The organism is Acaryochloris sp. IP29b_bin.137 (genome assembly GCF_028285745.1).
Lineage (GTDB): Bacteria > Cyanobacteriota > Cyanobacteriia > Thermosynechococcales > Thermosynechococcaceae > Acaryochloris.
The window spans coordinates 1-19,568 of record NZ_JANQOP010000255.1 but is presented as its reverse complement, the minus strand read 5'-3'; the positions used below and the strand labels follow the sequence as shown (position 1 = coordinate 19,568).

Below are 19,568 nucleotides of genomic sequence, written 5' to 3'. Positions count from 1 at the left end.
GAGTGGGCGATTCTACTTTTTTCTTGACCCGATTATGGAGGTATTATGCTGCGCCGGACTTCAGTCGCAACCATTGGCTTAATTATTGGAACCATTCTCTCCGTTTTAGGAATGGCGGGTTACATCAATAATGAAACCACTTTGAACGTGGTGACATTCTTTGTGGGTGTTCCTGTTTTGGTGGGCGCTTTGGCCTTGAAAGCGGCTGAACTTGAGCCTGTTTTTCTGAAAGAAGAGCCCTCTGATGAAATGCTAGCCTTGCGAGAAGCCCAAGCAACCCCGACCTTAAATCAGGTCCGTCAAGATGTCACGCGCTACCGCTATGGACAAACGGTCCATTTGGATATCGCCCTTGAGCGCCTAGGACTAAAACCCAGCTTTGTCGATGAATGTCCCGTTTTGGTAGGGCTGCGCGAAACCACAACAGAAGGGGCTTATACTTTGGTACTAGAATTTGAGACCCCCTACGTCCCATTTGAGAACTGGAAGAAGAAAGAAGACCGCTTTGCCAGCTTTTTTGGCCCTGGGATTAACGCTTTAGTGGAAGAACCCAGTAAAGATCGAGTAGATATTTCATTGATTGTCAAATCTGCTTAGGCAGCATCAGTCCAATGCAGTGAGTAAAAGGCGGCCCTCCGCCTGTCAATCAGTAATCTAAGTAAATTGCATTAAGGGGGCTGACATCTTGCCATGTAGCCCCCTTAATGCAATCAATTTTGCCCCCCGGCACACCATCTTAAGTTGAGATTATTGCGGGCCAGATAAGCATTATCCTTCTATCCACAATCACATCCACCACAATCCCCACAGCCATCTAACCCATCCATTACATCACAACCCAAATCGCACAGATCCGCTACATCACAAACATCTAGGGGAATACAAGCACTATCACACCAGCCTGCACCACAATCCCCACAGGTCTCTCGCTGTTTACGGCGTTTTTTTGAATTCGGCAAACTTGCGTTTAAGAGGTGACTCGCGCCTTTGCAGGCTCGCAAACGCTTTTGAAAGCGCGGGATTGCCGCAGCTAAACCATCATCCTGGACTGAGCGTCGAAAATATTCTGAACAAGACACTCCCCCATAAAACCGCCTGTGAGCACATGAAAATCCTTTGTAAGGAGAGAGGTAACGTTGATAGCTCCGCACGCTTATCAGCACGAACCATCGCAATAGATGGCTAAGGTGCAGACATTCTGCTGCCTGAGCAACTGGAACAATCACAGCAGCAGAACGAGATACGATTCCTCTATTCACAAACCCAACGCCTTTAAAAATAGGTACATCACTCAGGGTGCCCAAGCAACCTCTAGTGTTCGGGTGATGGGCAACCTCATTGCCTGCTTTAAATGCTATTGACAGCGAAAATCGAAGCTATTATCAGCATTTTGAACTAAATAATCAGGAATTAGCCAATAAACGATATAAATTTTACGGCCAGCAGTTTTCTGATCTTCTAAAGGCCATTGAGACAGATTATGCAATCCATAGGAGACTCTACCGTTAAAGCGACCATTCACTGCAAATTCAACATTAAACTCACCGTTCGAAAAAGTCTCACCCATGTTATCTGGTACATAGAAATGTTCAACTTGTCCCGACTTCCCTAAATATTCTCTGAGCTGACCAATAAAATAAAAGCAACTATCCCCATTACCAGGAGAACGCCTAACGTCACCAAACGCATAAATGTTTGACGTGTCGTCAGGATGTAAGAGCTGACTAAATGCTGTTTCATAATCATGGAGAATTCTATTGTTCTCCATGATTATGAAACGTTATGATACACGCCAAAACAAATAAAGGACCACCGATAGCTAAGACCGGAATCATCAAGATCAATCTTGAGATCCACAGCAATATCTTTTCTCTGTTATCAACACCCTTACTGTTTATGCTTGGCATTGTGAAAATAAGGCGCTACACATTTTTGTGAGTTGAGACAACTCATACATCGCTCGGAATGCCAAATATCAACTATAAACGGTTAGATAAGAGGACAGATGATGAAATTTAACGGGAGTGTTTATTTGCTTCAGCATAGATGCAAATTACTCGCTAGATATTTAGATCTTGCTGTTGAAATCAATATAAGTTGAAATTTAGACGCTTGGCACCAGTGAGAATTTTGGGACTGAACGTTTAGTCGGGGCTCCAACTTGCCCATACTAAGAACAGTTTTCCCTGAGATTTAGGATTAGATGTAGTGTGATTGCCACTTCCCTTGGGATACCCCAATTATTGATTCAAACTGAACAGAGTCGCGAACCATTTGAATTTAAAACAGGTTCTGAATGGACAGTGGGACGGCATCCCAATAATCCGATTCAACTCAGCGATCGCTGTGCGTCTCGCCAACATGCCAAGTTGGTAAGCCTAGTCAATCAACATTTCTGCTATGTCGATCTCAATAGTCGCAATGGTTCTAAGCATAATGGTCGATCCGTAAAGCAACCGGTTTGGCTGCAACATGGTGATCGCATCAAAATTGGGGATACCTCTCTTATTTTTCAAGATATTCCAGCCCATCGAACGACCGGGAATGGCACACCTGAACAAGCTCAAGTCTTACTCCTCCAAGCAGATGCGTTGCAAGGTAAGATTTGGCAAACCATTTTGCGATCGCAAACCATAGACAGCTTTTGGGAATCCCCTGACATTGATCTCAAAGCCTATTTACCCCGATGCGTAGCCTGCGGGTCCCTCCCTCAATTACTGATCCTGGATACCCAAGTGCTGGGTGCCCAAACCTATGGAGTCACAGCTTGGTGCGCTCAAACTTTCCCCCAACTCCACATTATTGTGAACAATAGCCAGGAACGGCAAATTCTGATGTCTGAGCGGCAGAAAGCGGCACAGGCAGGCTGCTTAAACTGGTTCCCCGCCTTCCGAGAGCCCAAGCTGATGGATAATGTCGCTGGCATTGTGGTGCAGGTGAATGGAGTGATGAATATCCTAGGGGGAAACCTCCGTCAAGATCAGCTGTTCTCAGTCTTACAGTCCTTTGAGACGCTCCTGAGCGAAGTCGAGCGATTACAGCCTCCTCCCAAATCGGTCAAACCTCACCCCGCTCAGCCATCCAATCCTGCCGTGCAAAACGGAGATTTAACCCAGGTCACCCATGTCCGTCGCAAGGGCTAACTCCGCCTGGAGAACATCAATCAATTGGCGAGCCGTGCGACCCGAACGACCATTGTGGCGAGTCGCCCATTGCAAAGCCCGAAATTGAAGCTCATTCTCCTTTAGAGACAGATTAGCTCGCTTTGCAAGGTGAAATACCATCTCTAAGTAGGTCGTTTGAGTGGCAGGGGTGAATGTCAGCGTCAGACCAAATCGATCGCTCAAAGACAGCTTCTCTTGCACCGTATCCCAAGCATGGATCTCATCACTATCCTGTGGACGAGGTCGATCTTTTGAAAACTCTCGGATTAAATGCCGACGATTGGAGGTGGCATAGACAATCACATGGCTAGGTCTGGCAGCTACATGACCTTCTAAAACGACTTTTAAAGCTTTATAGCTTTCTTCATCTTCTTCAAACGAGAGGTCATCCACAAAAATAATAAATTTTTGCGGGCGGCTGTGGAGCTGTTCCATGATCTGAGGCAGCTCAATCAAAGCGGATTGCTGCACTTCGATCAGGCGCAAGCCTCGATCACCATAAAGGGGGATCAAGGCTTTAATCATGGCAGACTTGCCAGCACCTCGACTGCCATATAAAAGGATATTCAAAGCTGGATATCCCCGAAGCAGCGCTTCTGTATTTTTGATCAACTGATCCCGCTGATCGTCGTAGCCCACCAGTTCATCCATGGCAACCTGATCGGGATAGGGATGGCCTTGGAGTTGGTGGGCTTGCCAGCTAAACACTCGATATTGAGCCATCAGCCCACAGCCCGCTTGGCAATGATACTGGGCGAGGGCCGGTAACGCCTCTGTCCAGTCACTATACGCTGGTAACAGCAGCATTGCTGGGGAATCCTCGGTTGGAAGGGCACTCGGTAATGACGGTAGGCTTGGTCCCCCCATACGCTCAACCGCTGGCACCAGATCCGCTCCGTTCCATTGCCAAAGGTGCTGGATAACGGTCAGATCATGGCGGGCTGCTGCGAGCAATTCAGGAGGCAACTGCCCCAGGGGACAACGTTGGGCTTGCTGAGTAAAGGGATTGTCTGACGCCATCACCTGTCGGACTAAGTAATGCCGCCAGCTTTGTTGAGTCGCAGATAGGGTTTGAAAGAATTGCCCATAAACCCATAACACCTGACATAGATCGGGTTCGGGCGGTTGCAAAGCCTGTAAAACAGCCAAAAAAGCTTGCCCTACCTCGTTCTCCCAAACGGATTGGTAGAGTAATAAAGAGCTGGCCTGTTGTTGGCGAATACGCCATATCTGGTGAGGGTTGACGCTAGGCGGGTCAGAGATCAATGCAAAGCAGGGAATGCGTACTGCTTCAGTTTATTTCACAATGTCCTTTTGAATTTGCGCAAATGGTTTGACGGTTTCAATGATTCATGCGCGGGGTCTTACAGTTCCTTAAGTCCAGCAACTTGCACTAACGGATAACTGCCAAAGACCTTGAGAACTTCGGTATGAGCCAGCAATTCATCTAATGCCGATTGAAAAAAGGCCGTGTTGAGGTTCGCTTCTGCGTCCACATAAAATACATATTCTCCCAAAGACCGTTTACTCGGACGAGATTCAATCCGGCTTAAATTAATATGCCGATCATTGAAAATTTTAAGGGGCTGGAGCAATGCCCCCGGAACATTGGCCGGTAAGCTGAACGCCAAAGAGGTATACATGGGACTGCCTTCAGGGGCACGAACTGGATGGGACGTTCCTTTTTGACTGATGACCCAAAATCGAGTGCAGTTGTCAGGATGATCTTGGATGGACCGATGAGCCACTGGCAGCTGATACAGCTGGGCCGCCCGCTCTGAGGAGATGGCTGCAATAGAACCGTCTTCATCCACGTAATTCAACGCATCCGTCGTCGAACTGACAGGCACCAATGTGGCTTGGGGCAATGTTTTTTTTAGCCAAGTCTGACATTGCCCAAGGGCTTGAGGGTGGGAATAAACGGCTTGGATAGATGGCAGATGCTGCGTTTTAGCAATCAGAACATGCTGGATGGGTAACACCAAGGCTTGGCGGATTTGCAGGATATCTAACTGCCAAACGGTGTCTAAGGTAACAGAGACACTCCCTTCAATGGAATTTTCAACGGGAGAAACAGAGAGTTGGGTATCGCCAGTGGCAGTCGATTGGAGGGCTTGAGCAATACTTGGACAGGGACAGAGAATGGGCGTCGGCTGTTGCGTCAGTTTTGCGTACCAATCAGCATATGCGATCGCAGCTTGTTCGGCATAGGTTCCTGCAGGTCCAAGATGGGCAATGGATAGCGACATAGATACCCCTGATAATTACAGATAGTTTATCTGGGTTTGTTGATGTTCTTATGGAGAATCTCCCCACGAATAAACCAAAGAAATGTAAAATTACCTTAACAGTCCCGTAACGTTCCCGTTTATGCAACTTAACTTTGCAGCCTCTCATTCCGTATTGATCACCGTTCCTGATGCATCCGTGCCCATTCAGCACTATTTGCGTCAGCCCCAACGCTTAGTCTATGCCCTCACCGATCGCAGTCGAGTGGAGCGCCTTGGTGATGATTGTTTTCGCCTAACCATGCGCCCTCGGGAGTTCCTAACATTAAGTTTTCAGCCCGTTGTTGATCTAAAAGTCTGGGCTGAACCCAATGGCACCGTCCACTTACAGTCTGTTGACTGTGAAATCAGAGGCATCGAATATATTAATAATCGCTTTGATCTCACACTAAATGGCAAACTTTACCCTCTACCTGCAGAAGGTCCAACTCAACTGATGGGCAAAGGCGATGTCAAGGTCAATGTTGAACTGCCCCCTCTCTTTTGGATGACGCCTCAACCGATTTTAGAAGCGGCAGGTCAACGCATCCTTCAAGGCATCTTTTTGACCTTCAAGCAGCGCCTGGGACATCAACTGATCAATGACTATCTCCAATGGGCAGGTACGTCTCAACCCCTCGCAGTGGACAAGGCTCACCCGCAAAGCTTATCGGCCAATCCTTCCACGTATTAACAGGCGCGGCGTAAATTCAAATTCAATGGATCACTCGATTGCGACCCTTGTGCTTGGCACGATATAGGGCAGCATCAGCGGATTCAAGGAGGGTCGTCGCCGAATTTTGGAGATTGGGAATAAGCGAAGCAACCCCTAAGCTTAAGGTCACTCGATGACTGACTGATGAGCTTTGATGTGGAATTGACAAGGACTCAACAGCCACTCGAATGATTTCAGCAATATGGGTAGCTCCTTCGAGGGGAGTGTTGGGTAACAACACCACAAATTCTTCACCGCCATAGCGAGCCACCATATCAGCCGGTCGTTTAACGCTTGTTTCAATGGTAGAAGCCACCTGCTGTAAACAGGTATCACCTGCCTGATGACCATAGGTGTCGTTATATTGCTTGAAATGATCGACATCACACAGAATCACGGATAGGGGCTGCTGTTCCCGCCGAAGTCGTCTCCACTCCTGATCTAGAGTCTCATCAAAACTGCGGCGATTATGGATTTGGGTGAGTCCATCCCTTCGACTCAGCTGTTGTAGCTGCTGGTTCAGTTGTTTTAATTTCTCTTCTGCCTGGTGCCGTTCTTCGATTTCTTGCTGAAGCTGCCTATTTTGAGCATGCAACGCTTGGGTGCGTTCTCGAACAGTTTCCTCTAAATCAGCCTTAACGATGGCGCGCTCTAAAATACTGCCAGCTTGAGCATTAAAGGCAACGAGGAACGCTTCATCTTCCTGACTGAAGTTAATCCGATACCGTTCAGGTACGTCTCCCCGTTTCGATTCAGCTTGCAGGACGCTCGGGCGATATTTATTGGCCAATTGAGTAATGGCAATCAGTGTTCCGTGAGCATTAAAAACAGGCAGACAAAGCAAGCTGTATAGGGGGGTATTGCCCCCAAACTGGTGTGTTGATACCGGAGGATGGTTAAACGCAAGGTTAATGGGCTGCCCTGTCTCGACCAGTTTGCTCAATGGTCCATCTCCTAACGGGATTTGCGGGTGGGGCGTCTCTGCATCGGTCCATAGTCGATTGCGATCTCGATCCACGACCCACAGAATGGAATCTTCGGCCTGCAGCAGCTGTTTGGCTTCTGCCATAATGCAATGCAACGTTTCTTCTAGCGACCATCCACTTTGACCTAAAAAGTGTGTTGCGGTCATCAGGGCATGGGCCGCCCGTTGTTTTTGGGCTGCCGCATAAAAAGCTTTGGAACTTTCCAGCAGTAAGCCAATCACATCCACAAATTCAGCAAACAGAGTTTCATCCGCTGGGCCAAACCCATATTGATGAATGCGCTGACTCAGGGGAAGGGCAGGGTCAACCTGAGGCTGGATTTTGTTGAGCATCTGCACAACCGCCAGCAGTTGCCCCTGCTGATCGAGGATTGGAATAGCCAATAACGTGTAGGTTCGGTAACTGGTCCGTCGGTCTTGCTTCTTCGCTTCCTCTGAGCGAGGGTCATGGTAAAAATCATAGGGGATGTTAATCGTTTCGCAGTGGGTGGCAACATACCCCGCAATCCCCCGATCGGCCGGAATTCGAATTTCTATAGCCCCGGAGTCTCCCTCATCTTGGACCATAGACCAAAGTTCATGCCGTTCAGTATCCAACATAAATATGGTGGTGCGATCGGCATCTAGCAGTTCACCAATTTTCTGGGCAATCGAGTGCAATAAATCATTCAGCACCCCCTGGAACCCCTGATTCTCCAACATGGAAAGGGTTTGGTGGACAATGCTCAATTCTTGCTTGACTTGGTGAATCACGTGCCGAAAGGTTTGCTGGGTTAAGGGCGCCAACATTTGGGCAAACCGACTGGCAGTGGATGGAGTGGGTAAAGTATCCACCTGAGACAAAATAGGTCGGGGAGGGACTGACCGTTCAGCTGGAGTGGGGGTGGAAGATGAGGACTCAGCTGAATTTTGGGAAAAAGCCTTCATGTAGAACTTGTAATCAAGGTAGACTGTGCCAACGACTGATCATCCCGTCATCTAGACATTGAGGGAGACGCCTGAGTATTATGCAAACTGCTTTTCTCAGGGATTGAGGGATTGAGAGATTTAAGCCATCCAAAACCTTAATAAATTATCGTTAAGCGTTTAAGAGTAGCCCTAGCATTCCCCATTTAATGATTCACTCAACCAATGCAATGGATCTGGCACCGTTCTTTATGTTCCTGATGGTTCAATCGGGTCGGTCTCGGGTGCTTCCTGGGTGCCCGGTTGCCCTCTATCGCTTGTGACAATGATCAGTTGGGAAAAGTAGGGCAGTTGCAAATCAGGATATCGCTCGAGATCTTGATAAATTTGTTGATTGGCCATGCTTGCCCGCACTACTACATAACTGGTCTGCAACAAATTGAGTTTTTTGAGAAGTTGCCAAACCGTGGTATAGACTTTACTGACTTTAAGCAACACCACCACATCCGCCCAAGCAAGCGCTTCTGGCAACGTTTCTAACCGCTGGAGGGCAGGGATGATCGCAACTTGTTCCGGTTGATAGGCTAAAGGGATATCTAAGGCTGCTGCCGCCGCCATCGGAGAACTGATCCCGGGTATCCGCTGGATCATGGCGTGAGGATAAAGGTTGGCTAGGGTCTCGGCCAGATAGGTAAAGGTACTATAGACCCCCACATCCCCCTCACAGGCAAACGCAATATCTTGCCCTTGAGACAGATAGTGCCAAATGGTTGATGCTGCCACCTGCCAAGCCTGTTGCAGCTGGTGCGGATTGTGGACATAAGGGAAAGTGAGGGGAATCTGCTGCTGGGAAGTTAACCATGGGGCAATAATTTGCTCAGCGATGCCTGGCTGACCCTCTAGGCCCGCAGGATAGGCCACAATAGGGCATTGCTGGAGGTAGCGCAGCCCTTTTAGGCTAATGAGTTCTGAATCACCGGGACCCACTCCAATCCCGTATAAGGTCCCAATCGTCGGAGGTTCTGCCAAAGCAACGGCCTGCGTGAAAACCATCAATCTTAGTTTAGACCGTTGATTGTTGTAACCCTTGGGGTTTCCATTCCACAGCTCTGCCCAATTCAACATCAAGGAGGTTAGTTAACCTTGTCCGCTCAGAACAGGCAAATGATCAAACAACGGAACCATGGTCTTTGAGATTCTCCGTGATGCATCTCGTTATGCCGGGTCCCACTCGGATCGAGTTATGGAGGCGACCCAGCAGCACCTCCTATTGGTTATTGTCCCCTTAGTCATCGCGATGCTGATGGGTGGATATTTGGGTTGGCAATGTGCTGCTTGGTCTAGGAAAGGAACGCTGTTTTCCCAGGCTATTGTGGCAACGGTGCTCAATCTGTTTAATGCTTTACGCGTGATTCCCAGCCTTGCCATTTTATTTTTACTGATCCCCCTTCTCGGGCTCACCTTTCAGGCAGCGGCCATAGCACTGTGCGCCCTCGCCATACCGCCCATCTTACTAGCAACGGAAGTTGGTTTTCGCACCGTTCCTAGTGTCGTTCGAGAAGCAGGATTAGCAATGGGGATGACTTCCTGGCAATTGTTTTATCACGTTGATCTGCCCCTTGCCCTACCTATCGTCTTAGCAGGGCTAAAAACGGCCACTCTAGAGGTGATTGCCAGTGCAACTTTAGCTGCATTTATTGGCGCTGGCGGGTTAGGAACCTTTATAACGTTAGGTTTTGCTTTAAACGATCCCGCCATTCTATTGGTCGGTGCTATTCCAGTAGCGGGTTTGGCACTGATGGCCGAATTCATCTTGGATCGGCTTCCGCAATCCCTCCCCAGGGCAAGTCACTCATGAATGGTGCCATCCGGCATCGTTGTTCCCTTGAGAAGGGCTTCATAGGGATTAGCACGGCATAGATTGGCCCGGTATAAATTGGCACGACAAAGATTCGCTTTGCGGAGATTCGCTTCTAAAAAGTTGGCTAAGCCCAGATTCGCTTCGATTAAATTTGCCCCTTCTAAATTGGCTTGATTGGCGTTAGCCATGTAGAGGTTAACCCGCATCATATTGGCTTGAAAATAGTCGGTTAGGGAATTCTCTGTGGCTTTTAGATTGGCACCGACGAGGTTTGCTCTGCGAATAATGGCTTTGGATAAGTTGGCTTTATGACATTTAGCTTGGGTCAGATTGGTTTTGTACAAATCAGCGCCTTCTAAGTTGGCGCATTCAAGATGGGCAGTTTCCAAATTGGCATGGATCAAATCGGCCATGCGCAAGTTAGCCCCTTTCAGACTCGCTTTATGCAAGTTGGCTTGACGTAAATCAGCCCCTTCCAAATTGGAATAGGCGAGGTTAGCCTGATCCAGATTTGCATATTCCAAAATATGCCCACTTAAGTTAGCCCCTTCCAAATCGGGGCGAGTTAAGAGGTTTTGAGCACGCCAATTATTCCAAACTTCAACGCCTTGCTTGATTAAATCGAGATGTTCTGCGTTGACCATTTACTTGAGCTGTCCAATTGAATAGGGCAAAGATAACGCAGGCTAGTGATGAACTAGTGCTTCTTTTTCTTCCTGCTATAACTGGTTTCAATCAGTCCAGACTTAAGGGGTTCACCAATTTCACGTTCCATACGGATGATTTTACGGGTCAGGTACTCAATGGTTTGCCGTTTTACCCACCCACGCTCAACGAGAATATCACCAAACCGCATCCCCGTGGCCTCCTGATCGTTTAAAGCCACATCCACTTGCGATTCGGTGAGTAAGCCAGCATCAATGAGATAACTGCCAAGACGCTTTGTTAAAGGATCATAAGAAAGCATAAAGAGTCGTTCTTGCGTGAGATTTAGATGATTTCAAGGATGCCCCTTTACTCACTATTCACTCTAAATAGGGAGAAAGGTTGATATTCTTTCACTTAAGGTGCCCCTTCTTGAGGATGAACAGATCAAGTGAGTCGATATCTGTAAGTGCCGAGGATGGGGTGGTCTAGACCCTCAGCTCGAAGACGAATGTTCTGAGAACCATCAGATTGAGATCCCCTAGAGACTCACTAATACTCCGTCCGTAAACTCAACGTTCGCTGTTACGGCTTGAACATCATCCAATTCTTCAATCGCATCCATAAGTCGAATGAGAGATTTGGCTTGGTCGGGATCTGCGATCGCAACGGAGGTATCACCGATCCAGCGCAATTCAGCATCCAAAACCTGAAATTTTTGACTTTTCAGGGCTGCCGTTACCGTTTCTAACAGAGAGACCACTGTACTGACTTCAGCGATGGTTTGGTCATCTTCTTCAACAAACTCATAAGAGTCAGCTCCAGCCTCCACCAAAGACTCCAGCAGTTGATCTTCATCCACCGGCCCCGCCACAGAAATAATCCCCCGTTGTTGGAACATCCACCCGACGCATCCCGTTTCACCCAAATTTCCCCCATATTTGTTGAAGGCAGCCCGCAAATCCGCCGCCGTCCGATTGCGATTATCGGTCATCGCTTCAATCAGTAGCGCCACGCCGCCGATACCATAACCTTCATAGCGAATTTCTTCCCATTGATCTCCATCTGCATCCAACTGGCCGGAGCCTTTAGCAATAGCTCGTTCTATATTTTCGTTGGGAATGCCTGCTGCCTTTGCTTTATCGATGGCGGACCGTAATTGGAAATTACCATTGGGATCAGAGGAACCATGTTTGGCGGCGACAATAATGGCCCTGGAAAGGCGAGCAAAGACTTTTCCCTTTTTGGCATCCACTCGGGCCTTTTGCCGTTTAATATTTGCCCATTTACTATGTCCTGCCATGCGTCAGCGAGAAAATCAACAACGTTGGAGATGAATGCGACTTTTATTATGGCACTCGGTTTGGGGCGGCTGGCAATGCATAAATTTTCCTTGAACGGCAGATAACATTACAGGGGAATCGCAATCCAGAATTTACTCTCCAAATCACCGCGTTAAGCCCGTCTCGCATAAGTGTCGATTGGATTACGTCACCATCGACCGCGGTTAAGCGATAATGGCAGGATGAGTAAATTCTGTGGGTAACCTACGATTACAGCAACCTTTTTTTCTCCGAAAAAGAGGATTATTACTGCCCTTGTGGGGATCAACTCCAGGATCTTGCTATCACACTGACATCAAGTGCAGGGATATAGAACCGGTGCAAATGCAGCTAACCTCTGAGCAACCTCAATCCTTACCCATTTTGGGATTATCGGTCGATATCCTGCCAGATTATACGGAATGGTTGGCAGCCCAAATCGCACAAGAGCGCGGACTGCATATCGTCACTTTAAATGCAGAAATGACCATGCAGGCTCGCCAAAATCCTCAGCTATTGCAAGTGATTCAATCTGCAGAACTGGTGATTCCAGACGGTGCAGGTGTGGTGATGCATTTTCGCATTCGGGGACGAAAAATTGATCGCTGTCCAGGCATTGAGATGGCAGAAGCGTTGCTTAAACGTTCCGTGCAACAACAGCCCTGGTCTTTCTTCTTTTATGGTGGAGAACCGGGCGTCACCGATGTGGCCGCGCAAAAATGGCAGCAACAGATCCCGACTATCAATATTGCGGGCACTCAACATGGCTTTATCGCAGGGGCTGAGATGGAAGCTTTTCTCCATACTCTGCAGGAACAACAACCCCAAGTTATTTTTGTCGGCTTGGGCGTTCCTCGACAAGAATTTTGGATCGCCGAACATCGTCACCTCTGTCCCCAGGCCCTTTGGGTTGGGGTGGGTGGCAGTTTTGATATCTGGGCGGAGACGAAAACGCGGGCCCCAAGTTGGCTCTGTAACAACAACCTGGAATGGGTCTATCGCCTCTACCAAGAACCCTGGCGGTGGCGGCGGATGATGGCGTTGCCCCAGTTTGCCTGGTGCTCTTTGATAGATACTCTGAACTAAATTAGCAATGACTCAAGCGACTTTTTCCACTCCCACCATGTCTTCGACCTTTCAACGATTGCAAGCTCAAGTTGAAACCCCAGCGAATGCCCATTATACGGTGCAGCTACGGAATGTTTGTAAGGTCTATCCACAAACCCGGTTTAGCTTGTTAAATATCAATTTGACCTTGAAGCAAGGCGACTTCCTGTTTGTGACCGGAGCCTCGGGGGCCGGGAAAACCACTTTAATGAAGTTAATGTATGGCGCGGAGCAAGCGGATCGAGGCGAAGTCCGCGTAGCAGGGACGAATGTCGGGTTGCTGAGGGGAAATCGGCTCTCTCATCTTCGGCGCAAGTTGGGGGTCGTCTTTCAAGACTATAAGTTAATCCCCCGGTGGACCGTAGCTGAAAATGTGGCCTTTGTGTTGCGATCGCAAGGGGTGCCGAAAGCCGAAATTGAACGGCGCTTGCTGCCGACCTTAAAACTGGTTGGTCTGCAACAGCGGATGGATTGTTTTCCTAGCCAGTTGTCCGGTGGAGAACAGCAGCGAGCCAGTATTGCCCGGGCGATTGTCGGTTCTCCCAAATTATTATTAGCGGATGAACCCACCGGCAATCTCGATCAAGACAATGCCCTTCAGGTTTTGGGTATTCTCAAAAAGCTTAACAGCCTGGGTATCACGGTCGTGATCACAACCCACGACATGGGCTTAATCGAAGCGGTTCAAGCGCCCGTCGCCCAACTGGATCAAGGACGTCTACAGGTGGTCCCCGCAGAACAGGTGATCTAATGCGTTCTCCCTCGTCTCAGATTCCGGAACAATTTCAACTCATCGCCACCAAGCTGAGCTATTTGCTCCAAGAAACCACCCGCGGACTCCGACGAGGGGGATGGATGAATTGGGCCGCCATCAGTACCGTCACCGTCTTACTCTTTCTCCTGGGCGTCAGCCTGCAAACGTCGTGGCAGGTCAGCGGCCTATTAAATCAATTGGGATCTCGGTTTGAAGTGGCCGTCTATCTCCAAGCAGAGACTCCCGGTGAGCAACTGAAGTCTTCCATTGCTCAATTTCCAGATGTATCGAGTATTGAAGTGATTCCTAAAGAACAAGCTTGGCAGGATCTCCTCTCCGATTTAGGGACTACGGATATCGCTGGGGCAACCGAAGGGTTGGGGGAAAATCCCCTGGTAGATGCCCTCAAGGTGCAGGCTAAAACTGCGGCAGCCGTCCCCTCTCTGGCGCAAAAGATCGCCCGCCTCCGGGGGGTTGAATCTGTTCAATATCTGGATGAAGCCCTTAAGAACCTGACGCAACTCAATCGGGGGCTCAGTCAAATTAGTTTAGGGGTAGTGGCCTTACTCACCATCACTGCGATCGCAGTCATCACCACCACGATTCGGCTAATTGTAGTGGCTCGCACGCAAGAAATTGAAGTGATGAAATTAGTGGGTGCCACAACCAGCTGGATTTATTTACCCTTTGTTCTGCAGGGAATTACCTTTGGCCTAGTGGGCGCTGTGCTGGCTTGGGGATTAATCTTTGTTACTCGCCAATTGATGCAAACGGCTTTTGCCCAACAACCTGCTTTTCTTCAGGCGGTGGGAGAGGGGCTGCGACTGAACGCAGGGCAGTTGGTTGTCTTGCCGCTGATCCTATTGGGTTTTGGCAGTATTGTCGGAATTATTGGTAGCTTATTTGCCGTTCGTCGATTTGCCCATCGATAGTGGTTCAACGCCGGAAAATTTGGCGGAACCAGCTCGATTTCGGTTGAGGTTGCTGCTGTTGAAATTGGGCCAATTCTTGCACAAGGCGTTGATTCTGAGCCCGCAATCGAGCAACTTCGGCAGTTAAACTGACATTGCGTTGAAAAATTCTTTGTTGTTGCAGCTCTAATTCCACAATTTTTTGACGAGCTGCTTCGGCTTCTGGCGACAGGGTTTGAAACTCAGATGCGGGCACTTGACGGTCTGACTTTGCCATCAATCGTTGAGAGGTTGTCAGTAACTCTGGATCTAGTTCACTGGACGGAGTTTGCCAAGGATCATCACAGTTTTCAGCTTCTGACATGGCTGGAGTTTGTGCTTGAGGGAGAAACAATAGATATTCTAGTTTTACTCGGGGGAAGCCAGCATTCTCAAGGACCAAAGTCATACCAATTAGGGAATAATCGGTAATTTTCGTTCTTTTTCGAGTTTGAAGGATTATGCCGTCATTGTAGCTTATCCTACAAATAGGATTTTTTTCGAGCCCAGCGGGTGCTTTGCCAAATCCGTAAGCTAATAACAGCACCGATTAAAGCCCCCAAAGACCATTTAACACTGTGCTTCAGTAAGCTGGGTCTAGCATTTTCGTGTTGTTCTCGGGCGACTTGAGCTTGTCGCTTAATTTCAGAGCGTGCAGGGTCGAGCAGGGCTGGGAGTTGAACTTTGATTTCGGACAGGGGCTGACTAGAATCAAAATTAGCAGGGAGGCGATTATTGAGGGCTTGAGACAGCAACATCTGAAACTCGTCCACTGAATTAGTCTGGCGAAGCTTATTCTCTAATTGCTGAACGAGAGCCAGTCGTTGATCTTGAAAGGCGCTGACCCTCGATATCCTTGAATTGTGGATGCGTTGCGAGTTCACCATACAAAGCGGAATTAATGCAAACAAGACAAGGGCCATGCATAGCGTCATCCAAGTCAAAAGTTTGACGACAATTTTTTCACCGGGACGCCGATACTCTTGCTCCCCCCAAAAAACCATAACAAAGCCAATTAGGGGGACAGGGATACGCTCTACGATGTCACCAATGCTTCTAAATTCCCACATGGGGTCCATTAATCTGAACGGAATAAGGATGGCTCCCAGGTCCAAAAATGCCAAAAGTAGGAGGCCATAACCCAACCAACGAATTAGCGTTGTTGATCGAGATTGAGTGGCATAGGAACGCCATAATCGGTCTAATTTAGATTGAGTCATGGACAAAACGATACGCTCTCGCCCAATCTTACGCCTTTAAGGCGCTTCTTCAGGACTTTGCCCCTGAGTTTGACACACTATCCACCAGCAAAATAAGCCGAACAGCAAGACTGTGAGCATGACAAAGAGGAGGGCGCCATCATTGCTATGCCAATAGTCAAATAGTGCTGGATTGTTTTGCGTCGAGAGGAGCGCCAACAAGGCAACACGGATGCCATTGATAAAAAATCCCAGGGTAACCGCCACAATGGGCGCTATGATTTTCTCCGTTGTTGGCAAGGGAAACATCAGCAGAAAGATCAAGGTGATGGCAAACATATAGGTCATTAAGTTCAAACCCGAGCAAGACGGCACAACCCTAACAGCCCCATCGGGTAACTGAATAAGATTATCGGTGAGTCGAACGGAAAACCCTGAATACCAAAGTAAGTAAGTTGAAAATTGAGCAGTGAAGGGGGAGATATCGGGGATAAATTTGAGCAGCAGTTTCGGCAGACCCAGGCAAAAGAGGGTTAATAATTCGGTTCGATATTGACCTATAGCCTGATAACCCGAAGCCAACAGCATAACGCCGATGGCAGCAACAACAGGGGCGAAGGCAAGATACCAGCCTGCCGGGGAGCGGAAGCTTTGGTAAAGGATTCCAGCCACAATACAAGTGCCCAACCCAAGGGAGAGAATGTTGCTGCCGAAGGACAGTTGTTGTCGCCGATCCCACAAACTGGACAAGGCTGCGCATAAAAACACGAGGCTCATGGCTAAATGGGCCACTTTATCCGCTCTCAGATTGGCACTGAAGTAAAGGGCCAGCATACAGCTCATCAATCCTAGCAAAACAATAATAGGAATTTTGATCTGATGCCCTGTGTAGATGGAGAGACCTCTAATGGTCATGGACTGATATCCCTCTCTTTCACCATCAGCAAAGAATATTTTCTAGGTTAGCAATTGATCGGAGGAGATGAGGGGCTACAACCCTTAGCGTTCAAACTGGGGAATGTGATTTATCGCGGGTCATCCACTGTTGCAATGTCTGGATCAGGAGCTGGCTGTCCGACCGATTGAGATGATTCGCCAAAGCTAAAGCTGCTCGACTAGTGCAATTGATCATCACCGTTTCTTCTTCCCCAGTCAGCGGTACTGAGTAGATCTCGGTGATGTCTTTATAGAAGGAGGAATATTGCCAATAGGTCCATCCCCATAGCTGATATTTGATCACAAAGCAGTGACCCAAACTTTCGATGATAGTGCTCGTTAAGTTCTGCTTCAGCCAATTTAGGCCCGTAAACCAAGGAATACTGCCAAGACAGAGCAACAGTAATCCAAGACTCATGCCACTAATATCTCCCGAGACTAGAGCTTGGCGAGTAAAGATTAATCCAAGGGGCAACAGGGATAGAGCACCAAAGACCACAGGTCCCAAAAGGGTCAGAAAAGTCATTCCGGCTAGATCTTGCAACCTTAGTAAGGGCGCAGACCAAATAGGGTAGATACGGACCTGCAAATGCTTGGGGTTGGTTTCAAGTTGGAGTCGTTGAGTGCTTGTCCCCAGAACCGGAGCCGGACTGGGACTGGCATGAGGTGGGGTTAACGCCAATAATGCTGCTCTTGCAGAATCAAATCGATCGGCTAAGGCGGGGGCTGTCATTTTCTCTAGCCAAGTGGCGAGATGATGGGTGAGGGTGATGCGATGGCTGTTGCATGCTATCCGGAGGGCATAAGCCGATCTTGGACCCTCGCGAAACTGTAACCGTAAATCCGGTTGGGTCAATTCGGCTGGAGCTAGCCCCGTCAGCACATGAACTAGTGTCGCTCCTAAACTATATAAATCTGAGGCGGGGACAGCTTGCCCGCCAAACTGCTCTAAGGGGGTATAGCCATAGGTGCCCACAACCGTAAATGAACGACCTATCTGGGGCAATTGATTTTGAACAGCTCCAAAGTCAACCAAGAAGACGGTCTGGTCCGGCGTCAGGATCAGATTACTGGGTTTGATATCTCTGTGAAGGATAGGGGGATACTGCTCGTGTAGATAGATCAGGATTCTTAAAACCTGGGTGGCCAAATCATAGATCTGAGATTCCGAGAATGGCTGGCCCTTATCAATCAGGGCTTGTAAGTTTTTCCCCGAAATATATTCTTGTATCAAACCCAACCATGGTTCAGGGGAGGGGATATTAAAAGAATCAAGGTATTGAGGAATTTGGGGATGATTCAACTGCTGTAGAACTTGAACTTCTCGCTCAAATAATTTCATCTCATCCCATGCCATTCCTCGTCCAAAAGCCAAAAACTTGATAATGACCGGCTTGGGTTTAGAGGGGGCCTGATGGTCGGTTGCTAACCAGGTCTGTCGAGTGGGTTGAGCCCTCAACTGCTGCCGCAGCTGATATCGCCCCTCTAAGCGTTGCCCAATCTGAAACATGGTGACTCAATTTGGCCTGAACCACATCTCAATTATGATGGTCAGACTATGCATCTGCCAGAACAGGGCGTATCCAAAGGTTCGGGGAGTTGACTCTGAATCTCTCTAAGGCCCTCCCCCAACGGTTGGATATACCCGCCAGAACAGTCACAGAGTCACGGGTTTCAGGGCCTTAGACTGATGACCGACAGGATCATCTCAGCACGGTTGCATCTAAGACAACATCCCGCTGTCCATCGGGAATAACCATTCGCCCCCTCTGGATAGTGGCATGCATATGTTTCAGCACTAACCCAGGCTTCTGTTTCTTTTGATCTTCACTGGCAAAGTACCCATGACCAATGGGATCGTATCGATTGTTAAAGTCTCCGCAATCAAACGCGAAGACATTACTAGGCACTGCATTAAAATTTTCTGGCCCTTTTTGACCTAATCGTCTTGAGGCTATCAGGTTGCCTAAATTCGCAACGATGGCCGTTCGTAATGCCCAATCATCAGACGCATAATAGACTGCCACATTTCTTGCTGATGAAGGAATCCACTGGCCTTCTTCCCCTGCTTCTAGGGCTTCATTGACAATATCGGATGCCGAAAGGAAAATATTTCGGAAAATGAGAGGAAAGCCATTCAATTGAAAATATTGAACAGCACGGTTAAGTGCCCCCCTTAAAACCCGAGCCCCCATTGAATGGGTGAGGATATTCAAATTTTTGCTGAAGGGAGCCGCTATTTTTGCATCCGCTTGACCTCCATTTCGTTGATTCAGCCAGTCAAAATACCATTCGAAGAACCGCATAAATGCGATGTCACTTGCATCCGCAGCCATCTGATCGTCAAAGTAGTCTCCCAAAATGCCACGATCGTTATCACATGGCCAAATAAGGGGAACTACCCGAATTTGTTTCCCTTGACCTCTGAGAGCATCGAAGTGATTTTGCAATTCTTCTGTTGTTGGGAAAATCGCGGGCTCCGGTAAATTCGAAAATCCATGGACATAAAATAGGATTTCCTTTGCTGGATCAGCTTCTAGGGTATCAAAGAATGCAGAATGCCCAATCTATGTGTAGGTATTGATATTGTCTCGACGACAAAAAGAAATGGATTGTCCAGCTTGATTGTCATCCAAATTAAAGGCAACTGAGCGTTACGGGCAGGGCTGTTTTAAATTACCTATAGAAAAATTAGGATGACTCAACCTCGTAATGGAAGAAGTAATGAGCACCCTAATTGACGTCTTCAAGCAAGTC

21 protein-coding genes are annotated in these 19,568 nt (G+C 48.2%); 7 read left to right on the top strand and 14 right to left on the bottom strand.

All coding sequences use genetic code 11. From position 1 onward, the window contains the following. Positions 1-45: 45 nt before the first annotated feature. A complete protein-coding gene (locus tag Q0991_RS18115) occupies positions 46-597 on the top strand; it encodes a DUF2854 domain-containing protein (protein WP_299490974.1) in 552 nt (183 codons plus the stop codon). Positions 598-776: 179 nt separating this feature from the next. Here the strand turns inward: Q0991_RS18115 and yidD are convergent, their stop codons facing one another. After that, positions 777-1,163: a membrane protein insertion efficiency factor YidD gene (gene yidD, locus Q0991_RS18110; RefSeq protein WP_299490982.1), complete on the bottom strand. Its 387-nt coding sequence runs from the start codon at positions 1,161-1,163 to the stop codon at positions 777-779. 191 nt (positions 1,164-1,354) lie between these two features. Continuing rightward, positions 1,355-1,768 (bottom strand): hypothetical protein, encoded by a 414-nt coding sequence (locus tag Q0991_RS18105; protein WP_299490971.1) that lies wholly within the window; start codon positions 1,766-1,768, stop codon positions 1,355-1,357. A gap of 442 nt (positions 1,769-2,210) precedes the next feature. On the opposite strand from Q0991_RS18105, the gene Q0991_RS18100 reads away from it, so the two are divergent. Then, the gene (locus tag Q0991_RS18100; RefSeq protein ID WP_299490969.1) at positions 2,211-3,143 is read left to right on the top strand and encodes an FHA domain-containing protein; all 933 of its coding nucleotides are present in this window, start codon (positions 2,211-2,213) and stop codon (positions 3,141-3,143) included. Here Q0991_RS18100 and Q0991_RS18095 read toward each other — a convergent pair. Both Q0991_RS18095 and pheA read right to left on the bottom strand, forming a co-directional pair. Then, positions 3,108-4,430 (bottom strand): ATP-binding protein, encoded by a 1,323-nt coding sequence (locus tag Q0991_RS18095; protein WP_299490966.1) that lies wholly within the window; start codon positions 4,428-4,430, stop codon positions 3,108-3,110. The genes Q0991_RS18100 and Q0991_RS18095 overlap by 36 nt on opposite strands. 98 nt (positions 4,431-4,528) lie before the next feature. Beyond that, complete coding sequence (gene pheA, locus Q0991_RS18090; protein WP_299490964.1) at positions 4,529-5,413, bottom strand: prephenate dehydratase; 885 nt, start codon at positions 5,411-5,413, stop codon at positions 4,529-4,531. Between the two features lie 121 nt (positions 5,414-5,534). Between pheA and Q0991_RS18085 the strand changes: the two genes are divergently transcribed. Continuing rightward, positions 5,535-6,125 carry a DUF1997 domain-containing protein gene (locus Q0991_RS18085; RefSeq protein ID WP_299490962.1) on the top strand — a complete coding sequence of 197 codons (591 nt, stop codon included), beginning with the start codon at positions 5,535-5,537 and terminating at the stop codon, positions 6,123-6,125. Between the two features lie 22 nt (positions 6,126-6,147). Here the strand turns inward: Q0991_RS18085 and Q0991_RS18080 are convergent, their stop codons facing one another. Next, positions 6,148-8,058 carry a diguanylate cyclase gene (locus Q0991_RS18080; RefSeq protein ID WP_299490959.1) on the bottom strand — a complete coding sequence of 637 codons (1,911 nt, stop codon included), beginning with the start codon at positions 8,056-8,058 and terminating at the stop codon, positions 6,148-6,150. Between the two features lie 228 nt (positions 8,059-8,286). Then, entirely contained in the window at positions 8,287-9,090 is an 804-nt protein-coding gene (locus Q0991_RS18075) for a precorrin-2 C(20)-methyltransferase (RefSeq protein WP_299490957.1), read from the bottom strand. A 130-nt stretch (positions 9,091-9,220) separates the two neighbouring features. On the opposite strand from Q0991_RS18075, the gene Q0991_RS18070 reads away from it, so the two are divergent. Then, the gene (locus Q0991_RS18070; RefSeq protein ID WP_299490954.1) at positions 9,221-9,895 is read left to right on the top strand and encodes an ABC transporter permease; all 675 of its coding nucleotides are present in this window, start codon (positions 9,221-9,223) and stop codon (positions 9,893-9,895) included. Here Q0991_RS18070 and Q0991_RS18065 read toward each other — a convergent pair. The 3 genes from Q0991_RS18065 to Q0991_RS18055 all read right to left on the bottom strand — a co-directional run bounded on the left by Q0991_RS18065 (position 9,886) and on the right by Q0991_RS18055 (position 11,846). Beyond that, positions 9,886-10,542 (bottom strand): pentapeptide repeat-containing protein, encoded by a 657-nt coding sequence (locus Q0991_RS18065; protein WP_299490951.1) that lies wholly within the window; start codon positions 10,540-10,542, stop codon positions 9,886-9,888. The two genes, Q0991_RS18070 and Q0991_RS18065, sit on opposite strands and share 10 nt — an antisense overlap. 53 nt (positions 10,543-10,595) lie before the next feature. Further along, positions 10,596-10,865, bottom strand: coding sequence for a hypothetical protein (locus tag Q0991_RS18060; protein ID WP_299490948.1), 270 nt, complete (start codon positions 10,863-10,865; stop codon positions 10,596-10,598). Positions 10,866-11,084: 219 nt separating this feature from the next. Further along, complete coding sequence (locus Q0991_RS18055) at positions 11,085-11,846, bottom strand: YebC/PmpR family DNA-binding transcriptional regulator (RefSeq protein ID WP_299490941.1); 762 nt, start codon at positions 11,844-11,846, stop codon at positions 11,085-11,087. 364 nt (positions 11,847-12,210) lie between these two features. Here Q0991_RS18055 and Q0991_RS18050 point away from each other — a divergent pair, with 364 nt between their 5' ends. Genes Q0991_RS18050 through Q0991_RS18040 form a run of 3 tightly spaced genes read left to right on the top strand, consistent with a single transcriptional unit; the run spans position 12,211 to position 14,658 of the window. After that, the gene (locus Q0991_RS18050) at positions 12,211-12,951 is read left to right on the top strand and encodes a WecB/TagA/CpsF family glycosyltransferase (protein ID WP_299490980.1); all 741 of its coding nucleotides are present in this window, start codon (positions 12,211-12,213) and stop codon (positions 12,949-12,951) included. 7 nt (positions 12,952-12,958) lie between these two features. Then, entirely contained in the window at positions 12,959-13,723 is a 765-nt protein-coding gene (gene ftsE, locus Q0991_RS18045) for a cell division ATP-binding protein FtsE (protein WP_366525005.1), read from the top strand. Next, positions 13,723-14,658, top strand: coding sequence for a permease-like cell division protein FtsX (locus Q0991_RS18040; RefSeq protein WP_299490935.1), 936 nt, complete (start codon positions 13,723-13,725; stop codon positions 14,656-14,658). Before ftsE ends, Q0991_RS18040 begins: the two co-directional genes overlap by 1 nt. A gap of 4 nt (positions 14,659-14,662) precedes the next feature. On the opposite strand, the gene Q0991_RS18035 is transcribed toward Q0991_RS18040, so the two are convergent. From Q0991_RS18035 to Q0991_RS18015, 5 genes are all read right to left on the bottom strand, one after another. Continuing rightward, positions 14,663-15,085 carry a hypothetical protein gene (locus Q0991_RS18035; RefSeq protein WP_299490932.1) on the bottom strand — a complete coding sequence of 141 codons (423 nt, stop codon included), beginning with the start codon at positions 15,083-15,085 and terminating at the stop codon, positions 14,663-14,665. A 73-nt stretch (positions 15,086-15,158) separates the two neighbouring features. Further along, on the bottom strand, positions 15,159-15,896 hold the full coding sequence (locus tag Q0991_RS18030) for an HpsJ family protein (protein ID WP_299490929.1): 738 nt from the start codon (positions 15,894-15,896) through the stop codon (positions 15,159-15,161). A 36-nt stretch (positions 15,897-15,932) separates the two neighbouring features. Then, the gene (crtA, locus tag Q0991_RS18025) at positions 15,933-16,790 is read right to left on the bottom strand and encodes a cyanoexosortase A (protein ID WP_299490926.1); all 858 of its coding nucleotides are present in this window, start codon (positions 16,788-16,790) and stop codon (positions 15,933-15,935) included. 91 nt (positions 16,791-16,881) lie between these two features. Continuing rightward, the gene (locus Q0991_RS18020; protein WP_299490923.1) at positions 16,882-18,321 is read right to left on the bottom strand and encodes a serine/threonine-protein kinase; all 1,440 of its coding nucleotides are present in this window, start codon (positions 18,319-18,321) and stop codon (positions 16,882-16,884) included. Positions 18,322-18,514: 193 nt separating this feature from the next. Further along, positions 18,515-19,378 carry an alpha/beta hydrolase gene (locus Q0991_RS18015; RefSeq protein WP_299490977.1) on the bottom strand — a complete coding sequence of 288 codons (864 nt, stop codon included), beginning with the start codon at positions 19,376-19,378 and terminating at the stop codon, positions 18,515-18,517. Positions 19,379-19,568 lie beyond the last annotated feature (190 nt).

Bases quoted from the DNA above. Each gene is read 5' to 3' on its own strand.
- Q0991_RS18065 (WP_299490951.1), bottom strand. From the start codon at position 10,542: ATGGTCAACGCAGAACATCTCGATTTAATCAAGCAAGGCGTTGAAGTT.
- Q0991_RS18040 (WP_299490935.1), top strand. From the start codon at position 13,723: ATGCGTTCTCCCTCGTCTCAGATTCCGGAACAATTTCAACTCATCGCC.
- Q0991_RS18060 (WP_299490948.1), bottom strand. From the start codon at position 10,865: ATGCTTTCTTATGATCCTTTAACAAAGCGTCTTGGCAGTTATCTCATT.
- Q0991_RS18085 (WP_299490962.1), top strand. From the start codon at position 5,535: ATGCAACTTAACTTTGCAGCCTCTCATTCCGTATTGATCACCGTTCCT.
- Q0991_RS18030 (WP_299490929.1), bottom strand. From the start codon at position 15,896: ATGACTCAATCTAAATTAGACCGATTATGGCGTTCCTATGCCACTCAA.
- Q0991_RS18070 (WP_299490954.1), top strand. From the start codon at position 9,221: ATGGTCTTTGAGATTCTCCGTGATGCATCTCGTTATGCCGGGTCCCAC.
- Q0991_RS18080 (WP_299490959.1), bottom strand. From the start codon at position 8,058: ATGAAGGCTTTTTCCCAAAATTCAGCTGAGTCCTCATCTTCCACCCCC.
- crtA (WP_299490926.1), bottom strand. From the start codon at position 16,790: ATGACCATTAGAGGTCTCTCCATCTACACAGGGCATCAGATCAAAATT.
- Q0991_RS18075 (WP_299490957.1), bottom strand. From the start codon at position 9,090: ATGGTTTTCACGCAGGCCGTTGCTTTGGCAGAACCTCCGACGATTGGG.
- Q0991_RS18020 (WP_299490923.1), bottom strand. From the start codon at position 18,321: ATGTTTCAGATTGGGCAACGCTTAGAGGGGCGATATCAGCTGCGGCAG.
- ftsE (WP_366525005.1), top strand. From the start codon at position 12,959: ATGACTCAAGCGACTTTTTCCACTCCCACCATGTCTTCGACCTTTCAA.
- Q0991_RS18105 (WP_299490971.1), bottom strand. From the start codon at position 1,768: ATGGAGAACAATAGAATTCTCCATGATTATGAAACAGCATTTAGTCAG.
- Q0991_RS18115 (WP_299490974.1), top strand. From the start codon at position 46: ATGCTGCGCCGGACTTCAGTCGCAACCATTGGCTTAATTATTGGAACC.
- Q0991_RS18050 (WP_299490980.1), top strand. From the start codon at position 12,211: ATGCAGCTAACCTCTGAGCAACCTCAATCCTTACCCATTTTGGGATTA.
- pheA (WP_299490964.1), bottom strand. From the start codon at position 5,413: ATGTCGCTATCCATTGCCCATCTTGGACCTGCAGGAACCTATGCCGAA.
- Q0991_RS18035 (WP_299490932.1), bottom strand. From the start codon at position 15,085: ATGACTTTGGTCCTTGAGAATGCTGGCTTCCCCCGAGTAAAACTAGAA.
- Q0991_RS18055 (WP_299490941.1), bottom strand. From the start codon at position 11,846: ATGGCAGGACATAGTAAATGGGCAAATATTAAACGGCAAAAGGCCCGA.